The organism is Streptomyces sp. NPDC007189 (assembly GCF_040703635.1).
In the GTDB taxonomy this organism is placed as follows: domain Bacteria; phylum Actinomycetota; class Actinomycetes; order Streptomycetales; family Streptomycetaceae; genus Streptomyces.
Map to the genome: position 1 here is coordinate 54,447 of NZ_JBEYEY010000010.1, position 22,652 is coordinate 77,098.

The 22,652-nt window shown below is 73.7% G+C and carries 21 protein-coding genes; 11 read left to right on the top strand and 10 right to left on the bottom strand.

Features of this window, described 5'->3' with window-relative positions; translation table 11 throughout:
* Positions 1–328: 328 nt before the first annotated feature.
* The 3 genes from AB0950_RS21270 to AB0950_RS21280 all read right to left on the bottom strand — a co-directional run bounded on the left by AB0950_RS21270 (position 329) and on the right by AB0950_RS21280 (position 3,376).
* On the bottom strand, positions 329–880 hold the full coding sequence (locus AB0950_RS21270) for a DinB family protein (protein WP_360156467.1): 552 nt from the start codon (positions 878–880) through the stop codon (positions 329–331).
* A gap of 47 nt (positions 881–927) precedes the next feature.
* Entirely contained in the window at positions 928–1,893 is a 966-nt protein-coding gene (locus AB0950_RS21275) for a DUF1152 domain-containing protein (RefSeq protein ID WP_360156464.1), read from the bottom strand.
* A gap of 118 nt (positions 1,894–2,011) precedes the next feature.
* Positions 2,012–3,376, bottom strand: a complete 1,365-nt coding sequence (locus AB0950_RS21280) for an FAD-dependent oxidoreductase (protein ID WP_360156461.1) — start codon at positions 3,374–3,376, stop codon at positions 2,012–2,014.
* A gap of 165 nt (positions 3,377–3,541) precedes the next feature.
* On the opposite strand from AB0950_RS21280, the gene AB0950_RS21285 reads away from it, so the two are divergent.
* Positions 3,542–4,642 (top strand): NAD-dependent epimerase/dehydratase family protein, encoded by a 1,101-nt coding sequence (locus AB0950_RS21285; RefSeq protein ID WP_366779196.1) that lies wholly within the window; start codon positions 3,542–3,544, stop codon positions 4,640–4,642.
* Between the two features lie 12 nt (positions 4,643–4,654).
* On the opposite strand, the gene AB0950_RS21290 is transcribed toward AB0950_RS21285, so the two are convergent.
* Positions 4,655–5,620: a C40 family peptidase gene (locus AB0950_RS21290; RefSeq protein WP_360573067.1), complete on the bottom strand. Its 966-nt coding sequence runs from the start codon at positions 5,618–5,620 to the stop codon at positions 4,655–4,657.
* Between the two features lie 1,816 nt (positions 5,621–7,436).
* Between AB0950_RS21290 and AB0950_RS21295 the strand changes: the two genes are divergently transcribed.
* Together AB0950_RS21295 and AB0950_RS21300 are read left to right on the top strand one after the other, a co-directional pair.
* Positions 7,437–9,485, top strand: a complete 2,049-nt coding sequence (locus tag AB0950_RS21295; RefSeq protein WP_366779275.1) for a DUF1996 domain-containing protein — start codon at positions 7,437–7,439, stop codon at positions 9,483–9,485.
* A 113-nt stretch (positions 9,486–9,598) separates the two neighbouring features.
* Positions 9,599–10,231 carry a GNAT family N-acetyltransferase gene (locus AB0950_RS21300; protein WP_366779197.1) on the top strand — a complete coding sequence of 211 codons (633 nt, stop codon included), beginning with the start codon at positions 9,599–9,601 and terminating at the stop codon, positions 10,229–10,231.
* Between the two features lie 27 nt (positions 10,232–10,258).
* Here AB0950_RS21300 and AB0950_RS21305 read toward each other — a convergent pair whose 3' ends face one another.
* Both AB0950_RS21305 and AB0950_RS21310 read right to left on the bottom strand, forming a co-directional pair.
* On the bottom strand, positions 10,259–10,912 hold the full coding sequence (locus AB0950_RS21305) for a lipoprotein (RefSeq protein ID WP_366779198.1): 654 nt from the start codon (positions 10,910–10,912) through the stop codon (positions 10,259–10,261).
* Positions 10,913–11,029: 117 nt separating this feature from the next.
* A complete protein-coding gene (locus AB0950_RS21310; RefSeq protein WP_366779199.1) occupies positions 11,030–11,974 on the bottom strand; it encodes a GNAT family N-acetyltransferase in 945 nt (314 codons plus the stop codon).
* Between AB0950_RS21310 and AB0950_RS21315 the strand changes: the two genes are divergently transcribed.
* Positions 11,956–12,534 (top strand): NAD(P)H-dependent oxidoreductase, encoded by a 579-nt coding sequence (locus AB0950_RS21315; RefSeq protein ID WP_366779200.1) that lies wholly within the window; start codon positions 11,956–11,958, stop codon positions 12,532–12,534. The two genes, AB0950_RS21310 and AB0950_RS21315, sit on opposite strands and share 19 nt — an antisense overlap.
* A gap of 33 nt (positions 12,535–12,567) precedes the next feature.
* Here the strand turns inward: AB0950_RS21315 and AB0950_RS21320 are convergent, their stop codons facing one another.
* The 3 genes from AB0950_RS21320 to AB0950_RS21330 all read right to left on the bottom strand — a co-directional run bounded on the left by AB0950_RS21320 (position 12,568) and on the right by AB0950_RS21330 (position 15,027).
* Positions 12,568–13,365: an SAM-dependent methyltransferase gene (locus AB0950_RS21320; protein WP_360156440.1), complete on the bottom strand. Its 798-nt coding sequence runs from the start codon at positions 13,363–13,365 to the stop codon at positions 12,568–12,570.
* 36 nt (positions 13,366–13,401) lie between these two features.
* On the bottom strand, positions 13,402–14,067 hold the full coding sequence (locus tag AB0950_RS21325) for a GNAT family N-acetyltransferase (protein ID WP_360573059.1): 666 nt from the start codon (positions 14,065–14,067) through the stop codon (positions 13,402–13,404).
* A gap of 417 nt (positions 14,068–14,484) precedes the next feature.
* Positions 14,485–15,027, bottom strand: coding sequence for an ATP-binding protein (locus AB0950_RS21330; RefSeq protein WP_366779201.1), 543 nt, complete (start codon positions 15,025–15,027; stop codon positions 14,485–14,487).
* A gap of 1,180 nt (positions 15,028–16,207) precedes the next feature.
* On the opposite strand from AB0950_RS21330, the gene AB0950_RS21335 reads away from it, so the two are divergent.
* From AB0950_RS21335 to AB0950_RS21350, 4 genes are all read left to right on the top strand, one after another.
* Positions 16,208–17,083, top strand: a complete 876-nt coding sequence (locus AB0950_RS21335) for a helix-turn-helix transcriptional regulator (RefSeq protein WP_360156431.1) — start codon at positions 16,208–16,210, stop codon at positions 17,081–17,083.
* Between the two features lie 53 nt (positions 17,084–17,136).
* Positions 17,137–17,952, top strand: coding sequence for an SAM-dependent methyltransferase (locus AB0950_RS21340; RefSeq protein ID WP_366779202.1), 816 nt, complete (start codon positions 17,137–17,139; stop codon positions 17,950–17,952).
* A gap of 133 nt (positions 17,953–18,085) precedes the next feature.
* Positions 18,086–18,574, top strand: a complete 489-nt coding sequence (locus AB0950_RS21345; protein ID WP_360156425.1) for an SRPBCC domain-containing protein — start codon at positions 18,086–18,088, stop codon at positions 18,572–18,574.
* Positions 18,575–18,753: 179 nt separating this feature from the next.
* Positions 18,754–19,254, top strand: coding sequence for a hypothetical protein (locus tag AB0950_RS21350; RefSeq protein WP_366779203.1), 501 nt, complete (start codon positions 18,754–18,756; stop codon positions 19,252–19,254).
* Positions 19,255–19,314: 60 nt separating this feature from the next.
* On the opposite strand, the gene AB0950_RS21355 is transcribed toward AB0950_RS21350, so the two are convergent.
* Entirely contained in the window at positions 19,315–20,376 is a 1,062-nt protein-coding gene (locus AB0950_RS21355) for a glycerophosphodiester phosphodiesterase family protein (protein WP_366779204.1), read from the bottom strand.
* A gap of 412 nt (positions 20,377–20,788) precedes the next feature.
* Between AB0950_RS21355 and AB0950_RS21360 the strand changes: the two genes are divergently transcribed.
* From AB0950_RS21360 to AB0950_RS21370, 3 genes are read left to right on the top strand one after another with little or no spacing between them, the layout of a single operon-like run.
* The gene (locus tag AB0950_RS21360; protein ID WP_360156416.1) at positions 20,789–21,469 is read left to right on the top strand and encodes a hypothetical protein; all 681 of its coding nucleotides are present in this window, start codon (positions 20,789–20,791) and stop codon (positions 21,467–21,469) included.
* Positions 21,466–21,744, top strand: a complete 279-nt coding sequence (locus AB0950_RS21365) for a BON domain-containing protein (protein WP_360156413.1) — start codon at positions 21,466–21,468, stop codon at positions 21,742–21,744. Before AB0950_RS21360 ends, AB0950_RS21365 begins: the two co-directional genes overlap by 4 nt.
* Entirely contained in the window at positions 21,741–22,484 is a 744-nt protein-coding gene (locus AB0950_RS21370; RefSeq protein ID WP_360156410.1) for a metallophosphoesterase, read from the top strand. Before AB0950_RS21365 ends, AB0950_RS21370 begins: the two co-directional genes overlap by 4 nt.
* Positions 22,485–22,652 lie beyond the last annotated feature (168 nt).

Genomic DNA, 22,652 nt, shown 5'->3' on the forward strand with positions numbered 1-22,652 from the left:
TCGTGTGCCTCCGAGTGCAGGCCGCCTTCCGCCCCCTTCGCTGCCTGGCGTACAGGCGACGCGCCGCTCCCACCGCGCCCTCGCGCACAGTCGGCCCGCCGCCCACGCTCTCGCGCCCAGGCGCGCGCCGTGCACCCGGGGTGCGTGCAGCGCGCGTCGCGCGGCTGTCGTTCACACGTGGTCGCGTCACCGCGTGGCCCGCAGAATGGTCCGGCGAACGGGGCCCGCCCGTCCATCCGCTTAGGGGCGGGCCCCGTTCACCCTGCGGCCGTGTAACTCGACCGCACATGAAGGGAGTTGTGCCCGCAAGCGGCGCATACCGGGCCGGTCACACCCCTACGGCGCCGTCGATCCGTTCGCGGATCAGGTCGGCGTGCCCGTTGTGACGGGCGTACTCCTCGATCATGTGGACGAGCACCCAGCGCAGGGAGACCGTGCCCCGCCAGGCGTCGTGGCCCTCGATGCCTAGATCCGCGGCCTCGGCGACGAACGCCTCCGCGAAGGCGACTTCGGCGTGCCAGGCCTCCCAGGACGCCGCGACGACCTCGGGATCGGGGGCCGCGCCGTCGAAGTCGCCCTCCGGGTCCTGCGGGGAGGAGAAGCGCAGCTCCACGTCCTGCCCGGCGAGCACCGCCCGGAACCAGCGGCGCTCCACGTCGGCCAGGTGTCGGACGAGGCCGAGCAGGGACAGCGAGGACGGGGACACGGACCGCCGGGCCAACTCCGGCCCGAGACCTGAGCACTTCAGCTTGAGGGTGGCGCGCTGGGCGTCCAGCATCGCCACCAGCATGCTCCGCTCGTCACCGGTCGCGGGGCCGCTGAACCGGTGCTCGCTGCCGGCGCCGGTGAACAGTTCGATCCGTCGGTCGGGAATCTTCATGCCCACATCATGCTCCGGGAGCCTCTGCTCGATCAGTCCGTGCCGGACTAGTGCGGGAACGCCCGGGGCGGGCGCTGGCGGGGCAGCTCCTCGCGGAAGCCGGCGATGGCCGAGCTGACCTGGCGCATCAGGACGGTGCCGGCCAGCCGGTCCAGGTAGAGGTTGGCGTCGGCCAGAGCGGGCAGGTCCACGCAGAAGTACAGGCTCATCAGCGGGTTGACGAACAGCTCGCTGCCCCGGGTGCGTTCGGTGAACCGCACATCGCCGAAGTCACCGCGCACCGCGGCGGCGACGGACCCGTGCACGATGCTCGGGTGACCGGCGTGGCAGCGCTGGGCGTGGGCCACCGCGTCGAGATAGGCGGCGCCCTCGGCGCTGTCCCGGGGAAGCGAGAAGGCGCCCAGATAGCCGCCCGCGCGGTCCAGGGCGGCCAGGTTCTCCAGCACCAGCGAGTGGTTGACGCCGTGATAGGCGTCCACCCCGTAACCCAGGCAGGCCACCAGCCGGTGCGGGACCTCCTCCAGGCCCGCGACGGCGGCCAGGCTCGCCATGTCCTCCTCGGGCGTGCCGAGCCCGTGCTCGTCGCCCCGCATCAGGATGTCGGTCCCGCCGTCGACCAGCACCACCGCGTCCAGCCCGCCCAGGTGTCCGGCCAGCTCCCGGTAGGCGGCGCGCAGCGGCTCGACACCGGTGAGGGGAAAGGCGTACACGGTGTGCGGCAGACCCTGCGCCCGCAGCCACTGGGCGAGCGAGCGCTCGGGGAAGTAGTCGCCGCGCAGCGGGGTGTCCGGGCGGACGGCGGCGACATCCGGTGCCACCCAGTGGTCGGTTCCCAGGCCGTACAGGTCGGAGAAGGACAGGTTGGCCAGGTGGACCTCGCTTCCGGCGGAGCGCAGGGCGAGCGCCAGGGGAAGCCCGGCGTAGACGTCGAAGCCGCCGCCCGCACCGGCGACGAGGACGCGTCGGGCCCCGCGCAGACGGGTGAAGAACAGGGGCTCACGGAGGGAGAACACGGCTGGACCCTAACAGGGCCATTTCGGGGGCCCATCAGGGTTTTTTCGGCACTCCGCCGTCGTGCGCGGGGGCCGGCGCACCGGCGCCGGCCCCCTCATCACCGCTGACGTGCGCGACTCACGCCCCGCTCTCGCGCAGCATGTCCTCACGTTCGACGATCTTCACGCGCTCGCGGCCCTGCGGCTCGCCCAGGGCGCGTTCGGCGGCGTCCAGCTTGTACCAGCCCTCCCAGGTGGTGAAGCGGACCTCGCGCTCGGCGAGGAAGGCGTCCACGGCCTGCGGCTCGGGTGCGGCCGGGGTGTGCAGGCGGCCGTTCGCGTAGTCGTCCAGCAGGTTGGCGACGGTCTCGTTGGCGTCGCCCTTGGTGTGGCCGATCAGGCCGACGGGGCCGCGCCGGATCCAGCCGGTGACGTAGGTGGACTGCAGATGCGCGCCGCCCTCCTCGATGACCCGGCCGCCCTTGTCCGGGACCGTGCCCGACTCGATGTCCCAGGGCAGCTTGGGCAGCTTCTCGGAGAGGTAGCCGACCGCGCGGTAGACCGCCGTGACGTCCCAGTCCTTGAACTCGCCGGTGCCCTTGACGTTGCCGGTGCCGTCCAGGGCGGTGCGCTCGGTGCGCAGGCCGACGACCCTGCCGTCCTCGCCGAGGATCTCCGCCGGGGACTCGAAGAAGTGCAGGAACAGCTTGTGCGGCCGGTCGCCGGCATCGCGGATCGCCCAGTTCTCCAGCGTCTTGGCGACCATGTCGGCCTGCTTGTTGCCGCGCCGGGTCTCGATCGAGCCCTCGTCGTAGTCGATGTCCTCCGGGTCGACGATGACCTCGATGTTCGGCGAGTGGTCCAGCTCGCGCAGCTCCATCGGGCTGAACTTGGCCTGGGCGGGGCCGCGCCGGCCGAAGACGTGGATCTCCACCGCCTTGTTGGCCTTCAGGCCGTCGTAGACGTTCGGCGGGATCTCGGTGGGCAGCAGTTCGTCCGCGGTCTTGGCGAGGATCCGGGCCACGTCGAGCGCGACGTTGCCGACGCCGAGCACCGCGACCTTCTCGGCCTCCAGCGGCCAGGTGCGCGGCACGTCCGGGTGGCCGTCGTACCAGGAGACGAAGTCGGCGGCGCCGTAGGAGCCGTCCAGGTCGATGCCGGGGATGGGCAGCTCGCGGTCGGCCATCGCGCCGGTGGAGAAGATCACCGCGTCGTAGAAGGCGCGCAGGTCGTCCAGGCTGATGTCGGTCGGGTAGTCGACGTTCCCGAACAACCGGATCTGCGGCTTGTCGAGCACCTGGTGCAGGGCGGTGACGATGCCCTTGATGCGCGGGTGGTCGGGTGCGACGCCGTACCGGATCAGGCCGAACGGGGCGGGCATCCGCTCGAAGAGGTCGATGGAGACGCCGGGGTCGGCGGCCACCTCGGACTTGAGCAGGGCGTCGGCGGCGTAGATCCCGGCGGGGCCGGCTCCGACGATGGCTACCCGCAGGGGGCGCGGCATGATCAGGTTCCCTTCGCGTCTGATGGGCGACTCTGATCGGGAAGCCTAAACTAAGGCAGACCTAAGTCGGTATGCGGGTCAGGTCTATGACCCCATAAGCGGATCTTATGACTGACCCAGACCTGCCTTATCGCTCTGCCCTGCGCGTTCCCCCGGAGCGGTGCCATGCGCGACCCTGTCCTCTCCTGGCGTGAGAGGGGGGCGCGCGTGGGCGCGGACGCGGGGACGGCCGTGGCGGTGACGGGCGGCAGCGGATTCGTCGGCAGCCACCTGGTACGACGCCTGCTGGAGCGGGGCCACCGGGTCCACGCCATCGTACGCGACAGGGCCGACGCGCCGAAGGTCCGGCCGCTGTGGGAGCTGCAGGAGGCGTTCCCCGGCCAACTCGAGCTGTTCGAGGCGGACTTGCTGAAGTCCGGCGCCTTCGACGCCGCGTTCCGCGGCTGCTCGGCCGTCTTCCACGTGGCCTCGCCGTTCCTCATGCCGGAGCAGATCAGGGACGGCCGGCGGGACGTCGTGGACCCGGCGCTGCTGGGCACCCGCAACGTCCTGGCGGCGATCGAGCGGACCCCCGGGGTGCGGACGCTCGTGTTCACCTCCACCGTGGGCGCCGTCTTCGGCACGTACGCCGACGTGCTCACGATGGACGGTCAGGTTCTCTCCGAGCGCTACTTCAACACCACCAGCACCGTCGAGGACAACCCCTACCACTACGCCAAGACGCTGGCCGAACGCGCCGCCTGGGAGGCCGGGGCGGCGCAGGACCGCTGGCGCATGGTGGCGGTCAACCCCGGGCTGATCCTGGGACCTTCCTTCACTCCGGCCTCCGGCTCCGGCAGTCTCTTCCTGCTGGACGAGCTGTTCCGGGGGTATTTCTGCTACGGCGCCCCGGACTTCAGCTTCACCACGGCGGACGTCCGGGACGTCGCCGACGCGCACATCGCCGCCGCCGAGAACCCGGCGGCGCACGGGCGGTACATCGTGGCCGCCGAGACCATGACGTCGTTCCACGAGATGGCCCGCGTCATCCTCGCCCACCACTCGCGCGATCCACGGCTGCCGCGCACCAGGCTCCCGCACTGGCCGGTCCGCGTCCTGGGCCCCGCCTTCGGCCTCACCCGGGACTACATCCGCAAGCACCTGGGCATCCGTTTCCGCGTCGACAACAGCCGCAGCATCCGCGAACTCGGCCTCACCTACCGCCCGTTGGAGGAAACTCTGCTCGACCACTACGAGAGCCGGCGCGCCCGCCGGCGGCGCGGCTGACCCGTCCGGCCCTCACGCGGGCCGCACGATCCGGTGGATCGCCGACTCACCGGCGCCGTAGATCGACTCCTCGCGTATCGACGCCCCCGGCCCCGGCGCGTGCACCATCATCCCGCCGCCGACGTGGAGACCCACATGCCGGTCGTCGTCGAAGAAGAGGACCAGGTCACCGGGCTCGATCCCGGCGAGGGCGACCGGGGCGCCGGCGAGCGCCTGCTGGTACGCGGCCCGTGGCAACTCCACCCCGGCGGCCCTCCAGGCGGCCTGGGTGAGGCTGGAGCAGTCATACGAGTCCGGCCCGGTCGCACCCCACACACACGGCTTCCCGATCTGCGCCCGAGCGAACGCGATGGCCTTGGCGGCCCGCGAGGCTTGGAGCGACTCGGCGACGGGGGGCAGGGATCCGGTGCCGGTGACGGAAGCCATGGCGTCTGGCGTGGTCCTGGGATCCGGCACGGCAGCCGCCGCCCACTGCGACTTGGGCCACTGCCCGGTCGCGGGGGCTGGGGCGGGCTGTGGGGGTGTGGCGGGTACGGCGGCGACGGCTGGGGGTGGGGCGGCAATCGCGGAGGTCGGCGGTACCGCTGAGAACGGCGGGGGCGGTGGGGCCATGACCGATGCCGGGGGTGCTGCCGTGACCGGCGCGGGTGGTGCGGTCGCGGCGGTAACCGGGTTCGGCGTTGCCGCCGTGAAGGTCGGCTGGGCCGTGATCGACGCGGGCGGTACGTCCGTCACCGGGGCCGGTGGCGCGGGCATGGACTGGGGCGGCGCGGCGGCCGTGACGGACGCGGCGTGGGCGGCCGCCGTGGACGTGGTCAGCCGGGCGGTGTACCGGGAGAGCACGTCGCTCGCGGCGGCGAGCTTGCGCTGGTTGGCCGCCTTGGAGGTGCCGGGGGAGGTGCGGCCCGGCCGGGTGACGCCGGGGAACGGCCCCAGCTCCTGGACCGAGCTTCCCTGGGCGTCTGAGACGGCGGTCACCGGGAGGACGCCGGTCTCGGCAGGACCGAGGCCGACCGCTCGCGCCGCACCCAGGCCGCCAGGAACTGCCGCACCCGGGTCGGTCGTCAACCCCGCTGCCAGGCCGGCCGGTTCAGCCGTACCCGAGCCGGCCGGCAGTCCCGTACTCAGGCCCACAGGTTCCGGCGCACCCAAGCCGGCCGGCAGTCCCGCATTCAGACCCGCTGGGTCCCCCGTGCCGAGGCCAGCCGGCAGTCCGGTTTCCAGGCCCGCCGGACCCGACCTACCCAGGCCAGACGGCAGTCCCCTATCCAGGCCCGCTGGGTCCCCCGTGCCGAGGCCGGTCGGTAGTCCCGTTTCCAGGCCCGCCGGACCCGACCTACCCAGGCCAGACGGCAGTCCCGTACTCAGGCCCACCGCTCCCGACGCACCCAGGCCGGCCGGCAGTCCGGTTTGCAGGCCCGCCGGACCCGACCTACCCAGGCCAGCCGCCAGTCCCGTCCCCAGGCCCGCTGGGTCCGGCACACCCAGGCCGGCCGGCAGTCCGGTTTCCAGGCCCGCCGGACCCGACGCACCCAAGCCAGTCGGCAGTCCCGTACCCAGGCCCGCAGCATCCACCGCACCCAGCCCCCCCGACTGCACCGGCCCGAGCCCCCCCGACTGCACCGGCCCGAGCCCGGCCGGCCCCACCGGCCCGAGCCCCGCTGGTACGCCCCCGGTAGCCGGAGCCATCCAGGTTGCCGATCCGGCCGGAGCCATCCGGTTTGCCGAACCGGCCGGAGTGGCATGGTCTGCCGCGCCGGCTGGAGCCGTCAGCGCTGCCGGGCCGGCCGGAGCCATCAGGGTTGTCGAATCAGCCGGAGCTGTCAGGGCGGCCGGAGCCGTCAGGGGTCCCGGGCCCGGCTGCTGCATGCTCCCGGCGCCACCGGCACCTCGGCCCCCGTCGCTCGGCCCGGGCAACTCGCCTACCCCACCTGGGAGTTCGGGGCGTCGCGGGCCGGGAAGTGCCGCTCGGGCGCTTTCGCGGGCGGCGAGGGCCAGGCTCTCCGGGTCCGTGGGCCGGCCGGCCGTCAGCTCGGCCACCGTGCGGTCGGCGGCCCGCTCCAGGGCCTCGGTGCGGCGCGCGGCCGAGCCCGGGGCGTCCGGTGTGCCGCCCCACCGGCCCCGGCCGCGCCGCTCGGCTGGCGGGGCGTCGGGGAGCCGGTCCGCGGGGAGTACGGCGGGGACGGTCGGGCCGAGCTTGGCGCGGGCCGCCTCGAACCACTGCCGGGCGACCTCGTCGAGAGCGGGATCCGGCCGCCGCCGCTTGGCGAGCGGAACGCCCCGCGAGCGCTTCGCCGAGGCCATGGCCCGGGTCGCGTTGTAGTTCCCGGTCGCGTTCTCCGCCTGGTCGTAGAGGGAGTCGATCCGCTGCCGTACCTCGTCCCGTCCCGGAACCTCGTCTCGGCTCTCCGGCGCCATGGAAGACACGCTCCTTCCTTGCCCCGCAGGGCAGTTGGGCCGTTGCGTCCGGTCCCTCACCTGCCGGGCGGCCTCGCGTCAACCTAGCCAACGTGTGTGGCTCATGTGAAGGTTGAGGTGCGAAATGTCCGATACCTTTTTGTGATGTTCGTGACGGCGTTCGAAGGGGAAGGGGCGAGACCCGCGTTTTCCTGTGAGGTGCCGGTGAATTCGCGAGGGCGTTGAACACATCGGTGCGGCCGTCCGTATGAGCCCGGGGAGTTCCATGCCCGACCGGCGCACCGGCGCACACACCACACAGGGGACGACCTTGGCACGCAACAAGCGCAGACGCCCGACCCGCGCACGACGCGCGACCTTCGCAGCGGTCGCCCTGATGCTGGGCGGAGGCGGGCTCGTCGCGGCGAACGTCTACGCCTCCGCGACCGAGGGCTGGGGCGACGGATCCGGTACGAACGGGACCGGTCACGTCCTGTCCACCGGCATGCCCACGATCGACTGCCCCGACGTCGGCAGCCGGCTGACCGCCGTACCGGAGGCGGCCCGACCCGACGTGGACCGTGAACTCGCCCTCCTGGACCGGCAGACGGCCGACGCCTACCGGCAGCTCCAGCAGTCCGGCTGGACGGCCGGCCAGGACTCCGGCCCGGTCGACGACACCATCATGAAGCCGCTCAAGGACAAGCGGGACGCGTCGATCGCGCGGATCGCGGACGCCGTCGACCGGGTGGGGGAGCGCCCGCAGGGCCTGGACGCCCTCGCCGGCTGCACCCTGCGCCCCGGAGACGGCACGGGCAACGGCTCCCAGGCCACGGCCGTCCCCTCCGGCGGCTCCCCGGGCAGCGCCACCCCGTCCGGGTCCGCCCCGCCGAACGGCGCCGGGCAGGGCGGCAACGGGCCCGTCGCCTCCGACTACGCGGACATCACCACGGTGCAGCCCGATGCGCCGAACCCGCCGCAGCAGGCCGACGCCTCGCGCGGCAGCTTCACCTCCGAGTGCGGTGTCAACGCCAACGGCCTGCGCAACTCCGACAACGTCATCGTCGCCCCCGGCGTCTCCAACGGCGCCCACCACTTCCACGACTACGTCGGCAACCAGGGCAACAGCGCCTTCGCGAGCGACGACGACCTGGCGAAGGCCGGGACGAGCTGCGTCGACCAGGGCGACAGGTCCACGTACTACTGGCCGGTGCTGCGCCTGCAGGACGGCACGCAGGAGCGGGACGCCGGATCCCCCGGCGGCGGCACGGAGGGCAACGCGGGCCGGATCGTCACGCCCAAGCAGGTCACCCTGACCTTCGTCGGCAACCCGCGCGGCAAGGTCACCGACATGCCCCGCTTCCTGCGCATCATCACCGGCGACGCCAAGGCCTTCGTCAACGGGCCCGGCAACGCCAACGCCTCCTGGAGCTGCACCGGTTACGAGGACCGGCAGCTGAAGGACAAGTACCCGCTGTGCCCGCAGGGCAGCGACGTGGTGCGCACCTTCCGCTTCCAGAGCTGCTGGGACGGCCGCAACACCGACAGCGCCAACCACCGCACGCATGTGGCCTTCACCGCCCCAGACGGCTCCTGCCCGGCCGGTTTCCGGCCGATTCCGCAGCTGGTGCAGCGCCTCGTCTACGACGTCCGGGCGCCGAGCCTCCAGGACGGCGGCCGGACGGCTCCGCTGTTCGCCGTCGACTCCTTCCCCGAGCAGCTGCACAAGCCCGTCACCGACCACGGCGACTTCATCAACGTCTTCGACGAGGACCTGATGCGCCACATGGTCGACTGCATCAACTCCGGCCGCACCTGCGGCCCCGACGGTGACGGCTCGGGTGCGACCGCGTCGCCCACGCCGGGCTCCGGCACGAGTACGACGGCCGCCCCGGGCTCCGGCTCCGGTACGACGGCTGCCCCGGGCGGCGGTACGACGGAGCAGCCCACCGCCTCTGCCGGCTCCGGCCCGGCGCCGTCGGCTTCCCAGCTGCCGAGGACCGACGCGACCACCACACCCGACCGCACGACCGCACCGACCCGCACGACCGCACCGACCCGCACGACCGCACCGACCCGCACGGCCGGGCAGCACCACGGCACCACCCAGCAGGACAAGGGCGACCGACAAGACCACGGCACCAAGCAGGATCACGGCACCCAGCCCGACCGCACCGCCCAGCCGGACCGGTCCACCGACCCCGCGCGCCCGGCGTCCACGTCCTCGCCCGCCCCGGCCCAGCAGTCGCCCCAGGCCGAGCCGAGCCGGTCCGCGTCCGGCCAGGCCGGCGCCGCCGGAAATGTCCCGCCTGCACAGCCCCAACCGCAGGGCTCGCAGGGCGCGCTCGCGGAGACCGGGTCGCATCTGTGGCCCGCGGTACTCGGCACCCTGCTCGCCCTGTCCGGCCTGGTCATGCTGCTCAGGGCCAGGCGCCTGCGGTACTGACCGTCCTCGTCGCGGCGGCCCGCTCCACGCAGTGGGCCGCCGCGTGCCCGGGATGGACGAGCCAATGGCCAAACGGCTTGTGGGAGCGCTCCCAAGCGGGCCAGGATGACCCCATGCCCTCTCCGTCTCCCACACCGGCCATCCGGCCGTACCGTCCCGCCGACCGCGACGCGGTGGCCGACGTCTGCGTCCGCACCGCGCACAACGGCGGCGACTCCCGGGCCCTGTACCCCGACCAGCGCCTCATGCCCCCGCTCTTCGCCGAGCCGTACTGCCACTTCGACCCGGACCTCGCCTTCGTGCTGGACGACGGCACGGGACGGGCCGTGGGCTACATCGTCGGCACCGCGGACACCGAACGCTTCGTCAAGGACTTCCGGCACAGCTGGATCCCCCTGCTCGCCGACCGCTATCCGGAGCCCGTGCAGCCGCCCCGCACGCCCACCGAGGAGATGATCCGCCTTCTGCACCACCCGGAGCGCATGCTCGTGCCCGAACTCGCCGGCCGCCCCGCCCATCTCCACATCGACCTGCTGCCGCCCTGGCAGGGGCAGGGCCATGGCCGCCGGCTGATGCACACCTTCCTGAACGCCCTGCGCGACCAGGGAGTTCACGCCGTCCACCTCGGCATGGTCACCGTCAACACCGCCGCCCGCGCCTTCTACGACCGGCTCGGCTTCGAGGAGATACCGGTCGCGGACGCCGGTCCCCTCACCTATCTGGGCCGGCCCACGACCGTGGACTGAGGCGCCGCCGGGCGCGGCTCGCGGCCCTCAGCCCAACCGGAGCGTCCGCTTGGCCAGTTCGTACGCCGGCCGCATCGCCTCGTGCTCCTCGGTGTCCATGCCCCCGAGGTGCAGGACGACCGGGCCGTCGGGTGTGCCGACGGCCAGCGCCGTCTCCTTCTTCGTCTCGTCCAGGAGCTCGCTGGTGTAGAGGTACTCCACCTCCACGCCCTTCAGGCCGCCGCCGGTCCTGACGGAGCGGTACGTCGCCTTGCCTGCGCCGTCCTCGGCGGCGACGAACTGCCGCAGCACCGTGCCCGGATCGGTGGTGCCCGCCGTGCCGGTCCACACCCGCAGGAACCCGATGTGCCCCGCCGGCTTGGCGTCGATCTCGCAGGCCGCGGTGACCGGGCCCTGGTGCAGCAGGGAGTCGGCGACGGCGGCGCCCAGGTCGTCGCCGGACCCCTTCGACGCCTTCGACGGCTCCGCCCCGGCGTCGATCGCCTTGGGCTTCCAGTGCTCCGCCACGTCGAAGCGGACGGGCAGCGCGCAGTCCGAGCCGGCCGCGCCGACCGAACCGCCGCTCGCCGCCGCCCCCTTGGCCTCACTCCTGTCGGCCGGGTAAGCGCCGGCCGCCTTCTTCCCGTCGTCGTCCGCCGACCCCGCGCACCCGGCGAGCAGCGCGGCGAGCGCCACCGCCACAGCCGCTCCCCGCCCCGCAAACCCCACCCTGACCCGCACGTCCCGCCCCCTCCTGTTCAGGGGCGCCACTGTAACCGAGGGCACGGACGACGCCGCAGGGACATTCGCCCGGACCGGTCAGCCGGTGGTGAGGGCCTTGCCGTAGACCGTGGAGCTGCGGCGCACCGTCATGCCCAGGCGCTCGTAGAGCGGGAGGGCGCCGGTGCCGGAGTGGGTCCACAGGGTGCAGGCCGGCCTGCCGAGGCGGTGGAAGGTGCGGAACGCCTCGCGCAGCAGCAGCCGGGCGATGCCCCGGTCGCGCTGGTCGCGCCGTACCGCGACCCGCTCGACGTACCCCTCGTCATGGCCGGGGACGTCCAGCGACAGCACCGCCCCCACCAGCTGATCGCCGGCGAAGGCCAGCGGTGACGCCGCCGGCAGGAACGCGGTGCGCTCGACGGTGAGCCGCGCCCATTCCGGGTAGCTCTTGCGCCGCGGCTGCCACTCGTCGAACGCGTCCTCGGTGAGCCGGTACGCGGCCTGCTCGTCGCCGGGCCGGAACGGCCGTACGGCGATGCCCGCCGGCGGATCGGGCACCTCGGGTTCGCCGGGCAGCGCGATCTCCAGCAGCCACTCGGTGACCATCCGGGAGTAGCCGCCGGCCCGCAGAAGCGCGGTCGCGGTGTGATCGGCGTCGGCGACGGTCTGCGCGAGCCGGTCACCGCCCGCCTGCCGGGCCCGCGCCTCGGTCCAGGCGAGCAGGGCGCCGCCGAGGCCGCGGCCCCGGTGTCCGGGGTGCACATGGACCCGGGCGCGCCGCCCCTTCACCCAGCCGTAGCCGGCCACGGCTCCGCCGTCGTCGTGCACGAGCAGCGTGTCGTGCTCCGGCCGTACGCCGGGCAGGGTCAGCTCGGAGGTGATGCGGTCGGCGCCGGTCGTGACGTGGCCGTGCAGCGCGCGCTCGTACGCGGCGACCAGGCCGTGGATCGCGTCCGTGTCGGCACCGGTCGCGGGCCGGCACCGGTAGCCGGCCCGCGGCCACGGAGGGCGGGGGCCGGACTCGCGTGCGGGCGCCCTTGTCACGGCATCCCCTCCCGTTCTCGGGTGCCGTCTCCCTACCCGGCCGCACCGCCCGCCACGCCCGCCGTTTGCGGGGCGCGGCGGCGGCACGGCAGGGTGCGGGTGTGGCTACCTTGCTGATCGTCCATCACACCCCGTCGCCCAACTGCCAGGCGCTGTTCGAGGCCGCCGTCGCCGGCGCCACCGCGCCGGAGATCGAGGGCGTTCGCGTCGTCCGCCGGGCGGCCCTGTCCGCGACCGCCTCCGACGTCCTTCAGGCCGACGGCTATCTGCTCGGCACACCGGCGAACCTGGGGTACATGTCCGGCGCGCTGAAGCACTTCTTCGACCAGGTCTACTACCCCTGCCTGGACGAGACCCGGGGCCGGCCGTTCGGCTACTACGTGCACGGCGGCAACGACGTCACCGGCGCCGTCCGCGCCATCGAGGCCGTCACCACCGGCCTCGGCTGGCGCCGTGCGGCGGACGCGGTCACCGTCACCGGCGAGCCCGGCAAGGGCGACACGGAGGCGTGCTGGGAACTCGGGGCCACCATCGCGGCCGGGCTGATGCCCGGGGACTGAGCGGCCGGTCCGGCGCCGACGCGGCCCGCGCGCTCATGGCTTGCGGGCCACCCCGACGTACACCGGCTGCTCGTGGCGGACCCGCATCCACGGCTCGGGGCGCCACGTGGTCGCCGGTACGACACCCGGCTCGGACAGCTCCAGTCCGGCGAAGAACCGGCGCACCTCGGCGTGCGAGCGCGCCCGGACCCGGGTGCCGCCGGAGCGGTACACGGCCGCTATGCGCTCCCAGACCTCGGGGTCGAACTCGGCGCTGACATGCGAGAGCATCAGCCAACTGCCGGACGCCAGCGGCTCCGTCAGGGTCCGTACGACGCCGTACGGATCCTCCTCGTCGGCGACGAACGGCAGCAGCGCGATCAGCGACAGGCCCACGGGCCGGGTGAGGTCCAGATGCTCGCGCGCGTACGCCACGATCCGCTCCGGCCGGCGGACATCGGCGTGCAGATAGGCGGTACGGCCCTCGGGCGTGCCCTGCAGCAGGGCTTCGGCGTGCCGCAGCACGATCGGGTCGTTGTCGGCGTACACCACCCGGGCGCTCGGCGTGACCTCCTGCGCGATCTGGTGCAGGTTCGGCTCGGTGGGGATCCCGGTGCCCACGTCCAGGAACTGGTCGACTCCCTCGCGGGCGACGAAACGGACGGCCCGGTTCATGAACTCGCGGTTCGCCCAGGCCGTGTCCTTGACGTCCGGGAACAGCTCCAGCACCTTGTTCGCGGCGTCGGCGTCGACGGGGTAGTGGTCCTTGCCGTCCAGGAACCAGTCGTACATCCGCGCGGGGTGCGGCTTGCCGGTGTCGATCCGTTCCGGGCTGAATCCGGTGTCTGTCACGTCGGCTCTCCAAGAAGGGCTCGAACGGGTGGGGGGTCAGCGGCAGCGGGAGGCGGCCGGGCTGTCGTGCCGGTGCCAGACGGTCTCGACCACGCGGCCGTCGGGCAGGGTGTGCCGGGGCGGCCCCTCGGCCGGCACGAAACCGGCCCGGGCCAGGGCCCGCCGGCTCGCGGTGTTCCCGGGCTCGGCGCCGGCCCGTACCGTGGCCAGCCCGGCATGGGCGTGCGCGAGCGCCGCGCCCGCGCGGAACAGCTCCGCGCCCAGGCCCTGGCCGCGGCAGGCCGGTGCCAGCCAGCCGCCCATCTCGCCCGTCCGGGGCTCCAGTTCGAGGGCGCCCGCGTAGCCGAGGTCCGACCTGCGGACACAGACGAGCAGCAGCGGGTCGTCCGGGCCGGGCACATACGGCCGGGCCAGCTTCCGGGGCACCCGGCGCCCGTCGTCACCGGCCGGCCGCCAGGCGAGCAGCGCCCTGCGGACGCCCGGGTCGGGCAGGACCTCGTCCGCCTGGGTGCCGAGCCAGCGCTGCGCCTCGGCGTCGGCGCAGGCGGCGAGCGCCGCCGCCACGTCCAGCCGGGTGCGGGGCGTGAACAGCAACAGCCGCTCGGTGGCCAGGACATGCCGGCCGGCCTCGGGCCCGCACCGCCCGGGCACGGGCAGCACGGCCGGCGCGGCCCGCCTCCGGCGGATCACCGACCAGCCCATGCACACCCCCGACGCAGCCGACGCCCGGCGGCCACGGACCCCGTGCCCCGGCCGGATGCGGACGACCCGCACCGCCGGCGAATCTACCGGGGTTCGTGGGCCTGCCGGGGTGTGGTGAGGGGCGTTTTCGGCCGGAGACGGGCGGGGGGGGAGTGGTGGGGGGTGAGTCCGGTCCGTTGTGGGGCTCCGGCTGGGTGGGGCTTGGCCGGTGTGAGGGAGCGCCCCCACGGACCGCCGGCAGTTGGGGGTCAGCCGTCCTGTTCCTCGGAGCCGGGCTTGGGGTGGGTGCGGGTCCAGGAGGGGTCGGCGGACGGGGTGGGGGTGGGGGTGGGGGTGGGGGTGATGTGGTGCATGGGGATCCTTCGGACTGCTTCGGACTGGTGGGGGGCGGTCCGGGGGCTAGTTGGGGGGACGGTGTCAGCCGTGGCCGGTCGGCAGTTCCGCCCAGACGACCCGGCCGGGTCTGCCGCCGACCGGGGTCACGCCCCAGTCGCGGCTGAGCGTGTCGACCAGGAACAGCCCGCGCCCGTGCTGGTCCTCGGGGCCGGGGCAGCGGGCCGCCGGCAGCACCGGGCCGCCTGCCTGGTCCTCGACCTCGATGCGCAGCCGGTCCGCCATACGACGCAGTCGGCAGGCGATCCGCGTACCGGCCGTGTGCACAAGGGCGTTCGTGACCAGCTCGGAGGTCACCAGGAGCGCGTCGTCCCGGGCGCCTTCCGGCACGTCCCAGGCGGTCAGCAGGTCCCGGACGACCCGGCGGGCGGTGCCGACGGCCGCGGGGCGGGCCGGCAGGTCGAACCCGGCGGCGGAGCGGCGCGGCGGGGGCCCCGGGGCCGGCCGGTCGGCGCCGACGGGCCCAGCGAGCCGACCCAGGCGCTCGCCGCCGGGCGGTGTCAGGACACCGGCCGGAACCGACGACCGGCGCGGCTGCCGCACGGCGTCCGCACCGGAGCGCGGCATGTCCCCGGCACCGGCCTCTGCCCGGCCTGGCGCGTCCGCCGCTCCTGTGCACCGGTCTGGTTCCTGCACGGTGTGTGCGTACCGGTCTGGCGCGTCGGCCGCTCCCGTGCACTGGTGTGGTTCCTGCGCGGTGCCTGCGTACCGGCCCGGCGTGTCCCCGGCTCCCGTGCACCCGTGCGGCTCCGGCGCGTCTGCCGCTCCTGTGCACCGGTGTGGTCCCTGCGCGGTGTCTGCGCACTGGTCCGGCGTGTCCGCCGCACGCGCGCGCCGGTGGGGTTCCTGCGCGCTGTCCGCGCAGCACCGGTCCGGCGTGTCGGCCGCTCCCGTGCGCCGGTGGGGTTCCTGCGCGGTGTCTGCGTACCGGCCCGGCGCGTCCGCCGCTTCCGCGTACTCGTGCGGTCCCTGCGCGCTGTCCGCGCAGCACCGGCCCGGCGTGTCCGCCGCTCCCGCGCACTCGTGTGGTCCCTGCCCGGTGTCCGCGCACCGGCCCGGCGTGTCCGCCGCACCCGCGCACCAGTGTGGTCCCTTCGCCGTGTCCGCCGACCGTTCTCGTGGGCCTGCCTCGTCCGCGGCCTCGTGCTCCGGGCCCGCGTCGCCCGGAGCACGGGCAAGCCGGGCCACGGGAGCCGGAGCCCGGACCGGGCGGGTCGCGGGTTCGGCGGGCGGATGCGGAGGGCCCGCGGTGTCCGCCCCGCGGCCGGGACGGGCCCCGTGCTCGGGTGGTGCGGAGTCCGGGGTCGTGGGCCGGCCGTCCGCGGGGACCGGTGGCCGGTGCGGGCGCGGGACCGCCGGCCGGGGTAACGGGGCTGGGGGCCCGGCGGGGCTGTGGCTCTCTGCAGGGTGGGGGAGGGAGGGCGGAGCCATCGCCGTGCGCCTTTCGTCCGGCCTCGTGCGGGGGTGTCCGGTGTCGGGCCGGCCGCTCGCGCAGCAGACGACGCACCGCCTCCCGACTGAGGCCGTGGTGCGGCCGAGGTCTCCCCCAACCCGGCCGGGCCGCCTGCTCCTTGGGTCGGCCGGAGCAGTTCGTCCACTGTGACACCGGCCAAGAACGCTCCGCAACCTGCAAGTTGAAATTTGCAGGCGGCGAAGTGCATGCTGCTCGGGGCCGGAACGTGATCGAAGGGGCCACGGAAGCGATCGTGTGCGACCGTGTCCTGTGACCTGGCGAGGGGGTGGGGGCGTGACCGCGGAGACCGACTGGGGCGGCGCCCCCTCCGTGCTGCGCATGATCCTCGGCCGCCAGCTGGAGGAACTGCGCACCCGGGCCGGCCTCAGCTACGCCGAGGCGGGCGCCGCCATCGGGGTCAGCCACTCCACGATCCGCCGCATGGAGGCCGCCAAGGTGGCCCGGCTCAGGCTCGCGGACGCCGAGAAGCTGCTCCAGGTGTACGGTGTCACCGACCAGGACGAGATCGACACCTTCCTGAAGTCCGTGCGCGAGGCGAACAAACGCGGCTGGTGGCACACCTACCGCGATGTGATGCCCGACTGGTTCGCCGCCTATCTCAGCCTGGAACAGGCCGCGCTGCAGATCCGCGCGTACGAGAACCAGTTCGTGCACGGCCTGCTGCAGACCGAGGACTACGCCCGCGCCCTGCTCGGCGCGGACAGCCCGCACGCCTCGGCCGAGGCCACCGAACGCCGGGTGGCGCTGCGCATGCGCCGCCAGGAACTGCTGACCCGCCCGGCGCCGCCGCGGGTGTGGGTGGTGATGGACGAGACGGTGCTGCGCTGGCCGGTCGGCGGTGCCGAGGTGATGCGGGCGCAGATCGACCATCTGATCGAGGTCAGCCGGCTGGCCCATGTGACCGTGCAGATCATGCCGTTCGCCAACGGCCCGCACCCGGCGCTGCGGGCGGGCGCCTGCCACCTCTTCCGGTTCCGGGCCCCGGAACTGCCCGACATCGTGTACCTCAGCGGCCTGGTCGGGGCCGTCTACCTCGACAAGGCCGACGACGTCGTGGTCTACCGGGAGGCGCTGGACCGGCTCGGCGCCCAGGCCGCGCCCGCCCGGAAGACCGAGGCCCTGCTCGGCGCGATCCGCAAGGAGCTGTGACCCACCAGTTCGTACGCAAGCCCCCGCCCCCGACCCGAATGGGAGACACGGCGTTGCCCGACAACGGATGGCCGGCCGACCGCATCGACACCGAGAACGCCCACTCCGCGCGCATCTACGACTACATCCTCGGCGGCAAGGACTACTACCCCGCCGACAAGGAGGCCGGCGACGCCATGGCCCGCGAGTGGCCCGCGCTCCCGGTCCACATGCGCGCCAACCGCGACTGGATGAACCGCGCCGTGCGCTGGCTCGCCGAACAGGCGGGCATGCGCCAGTTCCTGGACATCGGCACGGGCATCCCGACCTCCCCCAACCTGCACGAGATCGCCCAGGCCGTGGCCCCCGAGTCGCGGGTCGTCTACGTCGACAACGACCCGATCGTGCTCACCCTCTCCCAGGGCCTGCTGGCCAGCGCGCCCGAAGGCCGGACGTCGTACCTGGAGGCCGACTTCGGCGACCCGGCGGCCATCCTCGGCGCCCCCGAACTGCGCGAGACCCTGGACCTGAGCCGGCCCGTCGCCCTCACCGTCATCGCGATCGTCCACTTCATGCTGGACGAGGACGACGCGGTCGGGGTCGTACGGCGGCTGCTGGAGCCGCTGCCCTCGGGCAGCTATCTCGCGATGTCCATCGGCACCGCCGAGTTCGCGCCCGAGGAGGTGGGCCGGGTCGCCCGCGAGTACGCGGCCCGCAACATGCCGATGCGGCTGCGCACCCTTCAGGAGGCCCACGAGTTCTTCGAGGGGCTGGAACTGGTCGAGCCGGGCATCGTCCAGGTGCACAAGTGGCACCCCGACGGCACCGGCGAGGCCGGCATCCGGGACGAGGACATCGCGATGTACGGCGCGGTCGCCCGCAAACCCTGACCGGCCGCCCCGCCGCGCGGCCGCCCGACGGCCCCGCCGACCCGGGGCCGGGGTCCGACCCACCTCCCGGACCCCGGCCCCGACCCCTTCGCACGGCGGGACGGACGGCGCCCCGGCCGCTAGCGTGTGCCCCATGTACGCCACCCGAGTCTCCCGGCGGGTCCAGGCGCCGCCGCACGCCGTCTACCGGGTCCTGACCGACGCCGACGCGATCGCCGCCTGGCGCGTCCCGGCCGGCATGACCGCCCGCGTGCACACCTTCGACCTCCGGGAGGGCGGCGCCTTCCGGGTCTCCCTCACCTACGACGACGACTCCGCCAGCGGCAAGTCGGGCGGGGCCACGGACACCTACCGCGGTCATTTCGCCCGGCTCGTGCCCGGCGCCCTGGTGGTGGAGGTGCTGGAGTTCGAGGCCGGCGACGACGCCGTGCGCGGCACCATGACCATGACGACCCGGCTCACCGCGGCCGGCGACGGCGGCACGGACGTGGAGATCGTGCACGAGGGCGTCCCCGACGCCGTACCCCGCGAGGACAACGAACGCGGCACCCGGATGGCCCTCGACAACCTCGCCCGGCTCGTGGAGGAGGCGGCGGGCGGCCGGGCGTCCGGCGCTGAATGACCGAAAGAGCGCGGAAACCCGACCGGAATCCGGCACAACCATCCGGCTGTCTCATGTTCGGTGTACGGAAGGGGAAAAAGGCAGTGGGAAAGCGGAACCAGGGCGAGGGAATTGAGGTCTTAAGGTCCGCCGACGGCCGGGATCAGCCCGGTCGTGCAGAAAACGGGGGAAGAAGACATATGTCCGTCCGCAACCGCACCACCCTGATCACCGCCGTGGCCCTCACCGGCGGCCTCACCCTGGCCGCCGTGACGCCCGCCCTCGCGGGCGCCGGAGCGAACCGCACCACCCGCGCCGCCGCCGTGTCCTCCGCCCAGGGCGACCCGCGCAACGTCACCCAGCACGTGGCGAACTTCTACGGCGCCTACATCGACGCCGTCTGGTCCACCGACGACAAGTCCGCCGGCGACGCCGCCAAGGCGCTGCGCGCCTTCTACCTCTCCGCCCCCGCGCAGAAGAAGGTCGCCGCCTTCGAGAAGAAGGAGCACGCCGACGGCATCCTGTTCGCGCAGAACGTGCCGGTGAAGTGGAAGGTCGCCTACACCGGCTCGGGCGCCGGGCACGCCACCAGCCGGGTCACCCTGACCTGGAGCGACGGCGCGCACGCCGAGGTCAGCCGGATCGACGTGCAGTCCGACCTGAAGACCCTGAAGATCACCGACCTCAAGCAGGTCCGCTGACCGGGGGCGTGCGGTCCCGCCCCGCCCCACTCGGGGCGGGGCTCACGCCCGCCGTGCCGGTCAGGGGCGCCCGTGCGGAGCGTAGGACCGGGGCAGCGGCATCCCGCGGTCGGCCATGATCCGCCGTACGCGGTTCGGGTAGTCGGTGATGACGCCGTCGACGCCCATGTCCATCAGCGCCTCCACGGTCGCCGGGTCGTCGCAGGTCCACGGGACCACCTTCAACTCGCGGGCGTGCGCCTCGGCGACCATCGCCGCGTCCGAGTAGAAGCGGAAGCCCGGGTCGCCGACCTTTCCGGTCTGCGGGAAGCCGTAGTTGGGGGAGAGCGTGGTCACGCCCGGGACGGTGGCGGCCGCCTTCACGAAGTCCCCGCCGTAGTCGTCGGCGTCGATCCCGCCGAGCCACGGGGACGCGCCGGGCTGACCGACCTGCAGGAAGTCGTAGTTGGTCAGCGCGACCAGCGGCCACCTCGGCGCGAGACGGTGCATCGCCTTCAGCGCGCCCCAGTCGAACGACTCGATGGTGACCTGCCGTTCGATGCCCGAGCGGTGGATCTCCTCGTACACCCGCCGCACGAACACCTCCCGCGGCGCGGTCTGCTCCGGCGCCCCCGCCTCGACCTTGGTCTCGATGTTCAGCTTCACACCCCAGGCGTGGTAGCGCTTGACCAGGTCCAGGACGTCCTTCAGCTCCGCCATCCGGAAGCCCTTGACGACCTCCTGCTCGGGAAAGCCGGGAAGCTGCTGGTAGCCGCAGTCCAGCGTCTTGATCTGCGCCAGCGTCAGGTCCTTGATGTACTTGCCGACATAGGGATACATCGGGTCGCCGGGCGTCACCGGTCCGGTGTCCTCGCACTTGACGCCGCTGATCTGCCGGTCGTGGTTGACGACGACCTTCAGGTCCTTGGTGATCTGGGTGTCCAGCTCCAGCGTGGACACCCCGAGCCGCATCGCCTTGCCGAAGCCCTCCAGCGACTCCTCGGTCGTCATGCCGAGACCGCCGCGGTGCGCCTGGAGATCGAAGCGGGCCTGGTGCCCGCCGCCGGACGCGGCCTGGGCGGCGGCCGGGAACATCAGCGCCGGCACCAGGGCCAGGCCGGCGAGCAGGTGTCGTACGGACATGGGAACCTCCCTGTCGGGGCCCCGGAGATTCTCACAACGGCCGTGCCCGAGGGCCACCCGGGCAACTGAACATTGGCGCAAAGGCAGTTGAACACGGCGGCCGAGACCGCACCGCGCGCGGCGCCCGCCCGTGCTCCGCGGCCTCGGCGACCGTGCGGACCCGGGCCTGCCGGCGCTCGCGCGGGCCGGGACACCGGTGGGGGTCTGCGTGTCCACCGCCGTGATCACCCCGATGGGCACGGCCGGAAGCAGCAGCGCGTGGGCCGACTGCCGCGGCTGCCGCGGGTCCGCCCCGAGCCGGCGAGTGATGCCCGCGGTGCGCGGTGTCGGTGCGGTCGCGCCGGGTACCCGTACGACTCCCCGGATCAGAACCGGCCGATCCGGGGGACCCGGGCCGCGAAACGGAGACACCATGACGCACAACGGGGAGGGTGCCGCCCCTGCCGGGCGGCCGGAGGTCACCGAGCTCCGCCTCGCCGCGAAGCCGGACCGCCCTGCCGTGTCCGGGGGCCAGCCGGAGCTGCCGCAGGACCGCAGCCAGGCGATCCTGGAGGCCGCCAAGGAGATCGGCGCTCTGCTCAAACGCGCAGGCCATCGCTTCGCGCTCGCCGGCAGCGTGGCCGTGTACGCCCACGGCGGGAGCCGCTACCTCCAGCACGACGCCGACTTCTGCGTGCTGCCCGAGGAAGCCGAGGCGGTAGCCGCCACCCTGCACGAGGCCGGCCTGCCCATCCGGACCCCGCCCGAGGACTGGCTGCTGAAGACGACCTGCCGCGGGCAGAACGTCGACATCATCTTCGCCCTCGCGCACCAGCCCGTCACCGAGGCCATGCTCGAGCGCGCGCATGTGCTGCCGGTCGACTCGGTGCTGATGCCCGTGCTCGCCCCGACCGATCTGATCCACAGCCTGATCAGCGCCTTTTCCGAGCACTACTGCGACTTCGGGGCCGTCCTGCCCGTCGCCCGTGCCGTCCGCGAGAAGGTCGACTGGGACGCGGTGCGCGCGGCCTGCGGCGACCAGCCCATGCCGGCCGCCTTCCTCTTCCTGCTCGAACGGCTGAACGTGATCGACCCCCAGGAGGGGCAGCCATGACCGACACGAGCCCGCCGCCCCCGTCGGCGGGCGGCACCCTGGACTACCGCGTCGCCCACCTCGCCGAGCACCTGGCCTCCGGGGACCTCGGCGAACTCGGCATACGGGTGGAGCTGCGCGGCGAGGCCGTCCTGCTGACCGGCACCGTGCCGTCCGGCCAGTGCCGGGACGAGATCTGCCACATGGCCCGCGAGGAACTGGCGGGGCACCCCGTCCACTGCGACATCCTCGTCGCCGGAACCTCCTCGCCCGACCACGGAGAGGACCTGACATGATCCGCGTCGCGGCCGTCGGGGACATCCACATGAGCCCCGCGAGCCAGGGCACCCTGCGCCCCTCGTTCGAGACGCTGCCCGGGTGCGCCGACGTCCTGCTGCTCGCCGGGGACCTCACCCGGCACGGCACTCCGGAGGAGACCGCGGTCGTCGCACGGGAGATCAAGGACCTCGGGGTGCCCGTCGTCGCCGTACTCGGCAACCACGACCACCACGACGAGCGGCCGGAGGAGGTCACCGCGATCCTGCGGGACGCCGGGGCCCACGTCCTGGAGGGGGAGGCCGCCGTCGTCAGCGCCGACGGGGCACGGATCGGGGTGGCCGGCACCAAGGGCTTCGGCGGCGGATTCGTCGGTCGCTGCGCCGGGGAGTTCGGCGAACCCCTCATGAAGGAGTTCGTCCGCTACACCCGCCGGTGCGCCGACTCCCTGCACGCCGCGCTGAAGGAGCTGGCCGACCAGGACTGCGACGTCCGCATCGCCCTGACCCACTTCTCGCCGGTGCCGGACACCCTGGCGGGGGAGCCGCCGGAGATCTATCCGTTCCTCGGCAGCTATCTGCTCGCCGAGGCCATCGACACCGCGGGTGCGGACCTCGCCGTGCACGGCCACGCCCACGCCGGCAGCGAGCACGGCATGACCAGCGGCGGCATCCGGGTCCGCAACGTCGCCCAGCCGGTCATCGGGCAGGCCTTCCACGTCTACCACCTGCCGGGACGCGGGGAGCACACGGAGGGATGAGCCCACGGGCACACCGGCCGGCCGGATCGTGGGTCCTCCTGCCCGGCCAGGGCTGACGCAGGGCGCCTTGTCGTGCCCTTGCGGTCGGCGAGGCCGGCGGCCCGGCTCGGGAGGACCCGTCCGTGGTCCTCCTGCCCGCCAGGGCTGAGGCGGGGCGCCTTGCCGTGC

Excerpts from the sequence above, each read along its gene's own strand:
- AB0950_RS21270 (WP_360156467.1), bottom strand. The coding sequence starts at position 880 with ATGAAGATTCCCGACCGACGGATCGAACTGTTCACCGGCGCCGGCAGC.
- AB0950_RS21280 (WP_360156461.1), bottom strand. The coding sequence starts at position 3,376 with ATGCCGCGCCCCCTGCGGGTAGCCATCGTCGGAGCCGGCCCCGCCGGG.
- AB0950_RS21285 (WP_366779196.1), top strand. The coding sequence starts at position 3,542 with ATGCGCGACCCTGTCCTCTCCTGGCGTGAGAGGGGGGCGCGCGTGGGC.
- AB0950_RS21295 (WP_366779275.1), top strand. The coding sequence starts at position 7,437 with ATGCTGGGCGGAGGCGGGCTCGTCGCGGCGAACGTCTACGCCTCCGCG.
- AB0950_RS21300 (WP_366779197.1), top strand. The coding sequence starts at position 9,599 with ATGCCCTCTCCGTCTCCCACACCGGCCATCCGGCCGTACCGTCCCGCC.
- AB0950_RS21325 (WP_360573059.1), bottom strand. The coding sequence starts at position 14,067 with ATGGGCTGGTCGGTGATCCGCCGGAGGCGGGCCGCGCCGGCCGTGCTG.
- AB0950_RS21330 (WP_366779201.1), bottom strand. The coding sequence starts at position 15,027 with ATGCCGCGCTCCGGTGCGGACGCCGTGCGGCAGCCGCGCCGGTCGTCG.
- AB0950_RS21345 (WP_360156425.1), top strand. The coding sequence starts at position 18,086 with ATGTACGCCACCCGAGTCTCCCGGCGGGTCCAGGCGCCGCCGCACGCC.
- AB0950_RS21350 (WP_366779203.1), top strand. The coding sequence starts at position 18,754 with ATGTCCGTCCGCAACCGCACCACCCTGATCACCGCCGTGGCCCTCACC.
- AB0950_RS21355 (WP_366779204.1), bottom strand. The coding sequence starts at position 20,376 with ATGTCCGTACGACACCTGCTCGCCGGCCTGGCCCTGGTGCCGGCGCTG.
- AB0950_RS21360 (WP_360156416.1), top strand. The coding sequence starts at position 20,789 with ATGACGCACAACGGGGAGGGTGCCGCCCCTGCCGGGCGGCCGGAGGTC.
- AB0950_RS21365 (WP_360156413.1), top strand. The coding sequence starts at position 21,466 with ATGACCGACACGAGCCCGCCGCCCCCGTCGGCGGGCGGCACCCTGGAC.
- AB0950_RS21370 (WP_360156410.1), top strand. The coding sequence starts at position 21,741 with ATGATCCGCGTCGCGGCCGTCGGGGACATCCACATGAGCCCCGCGAGC.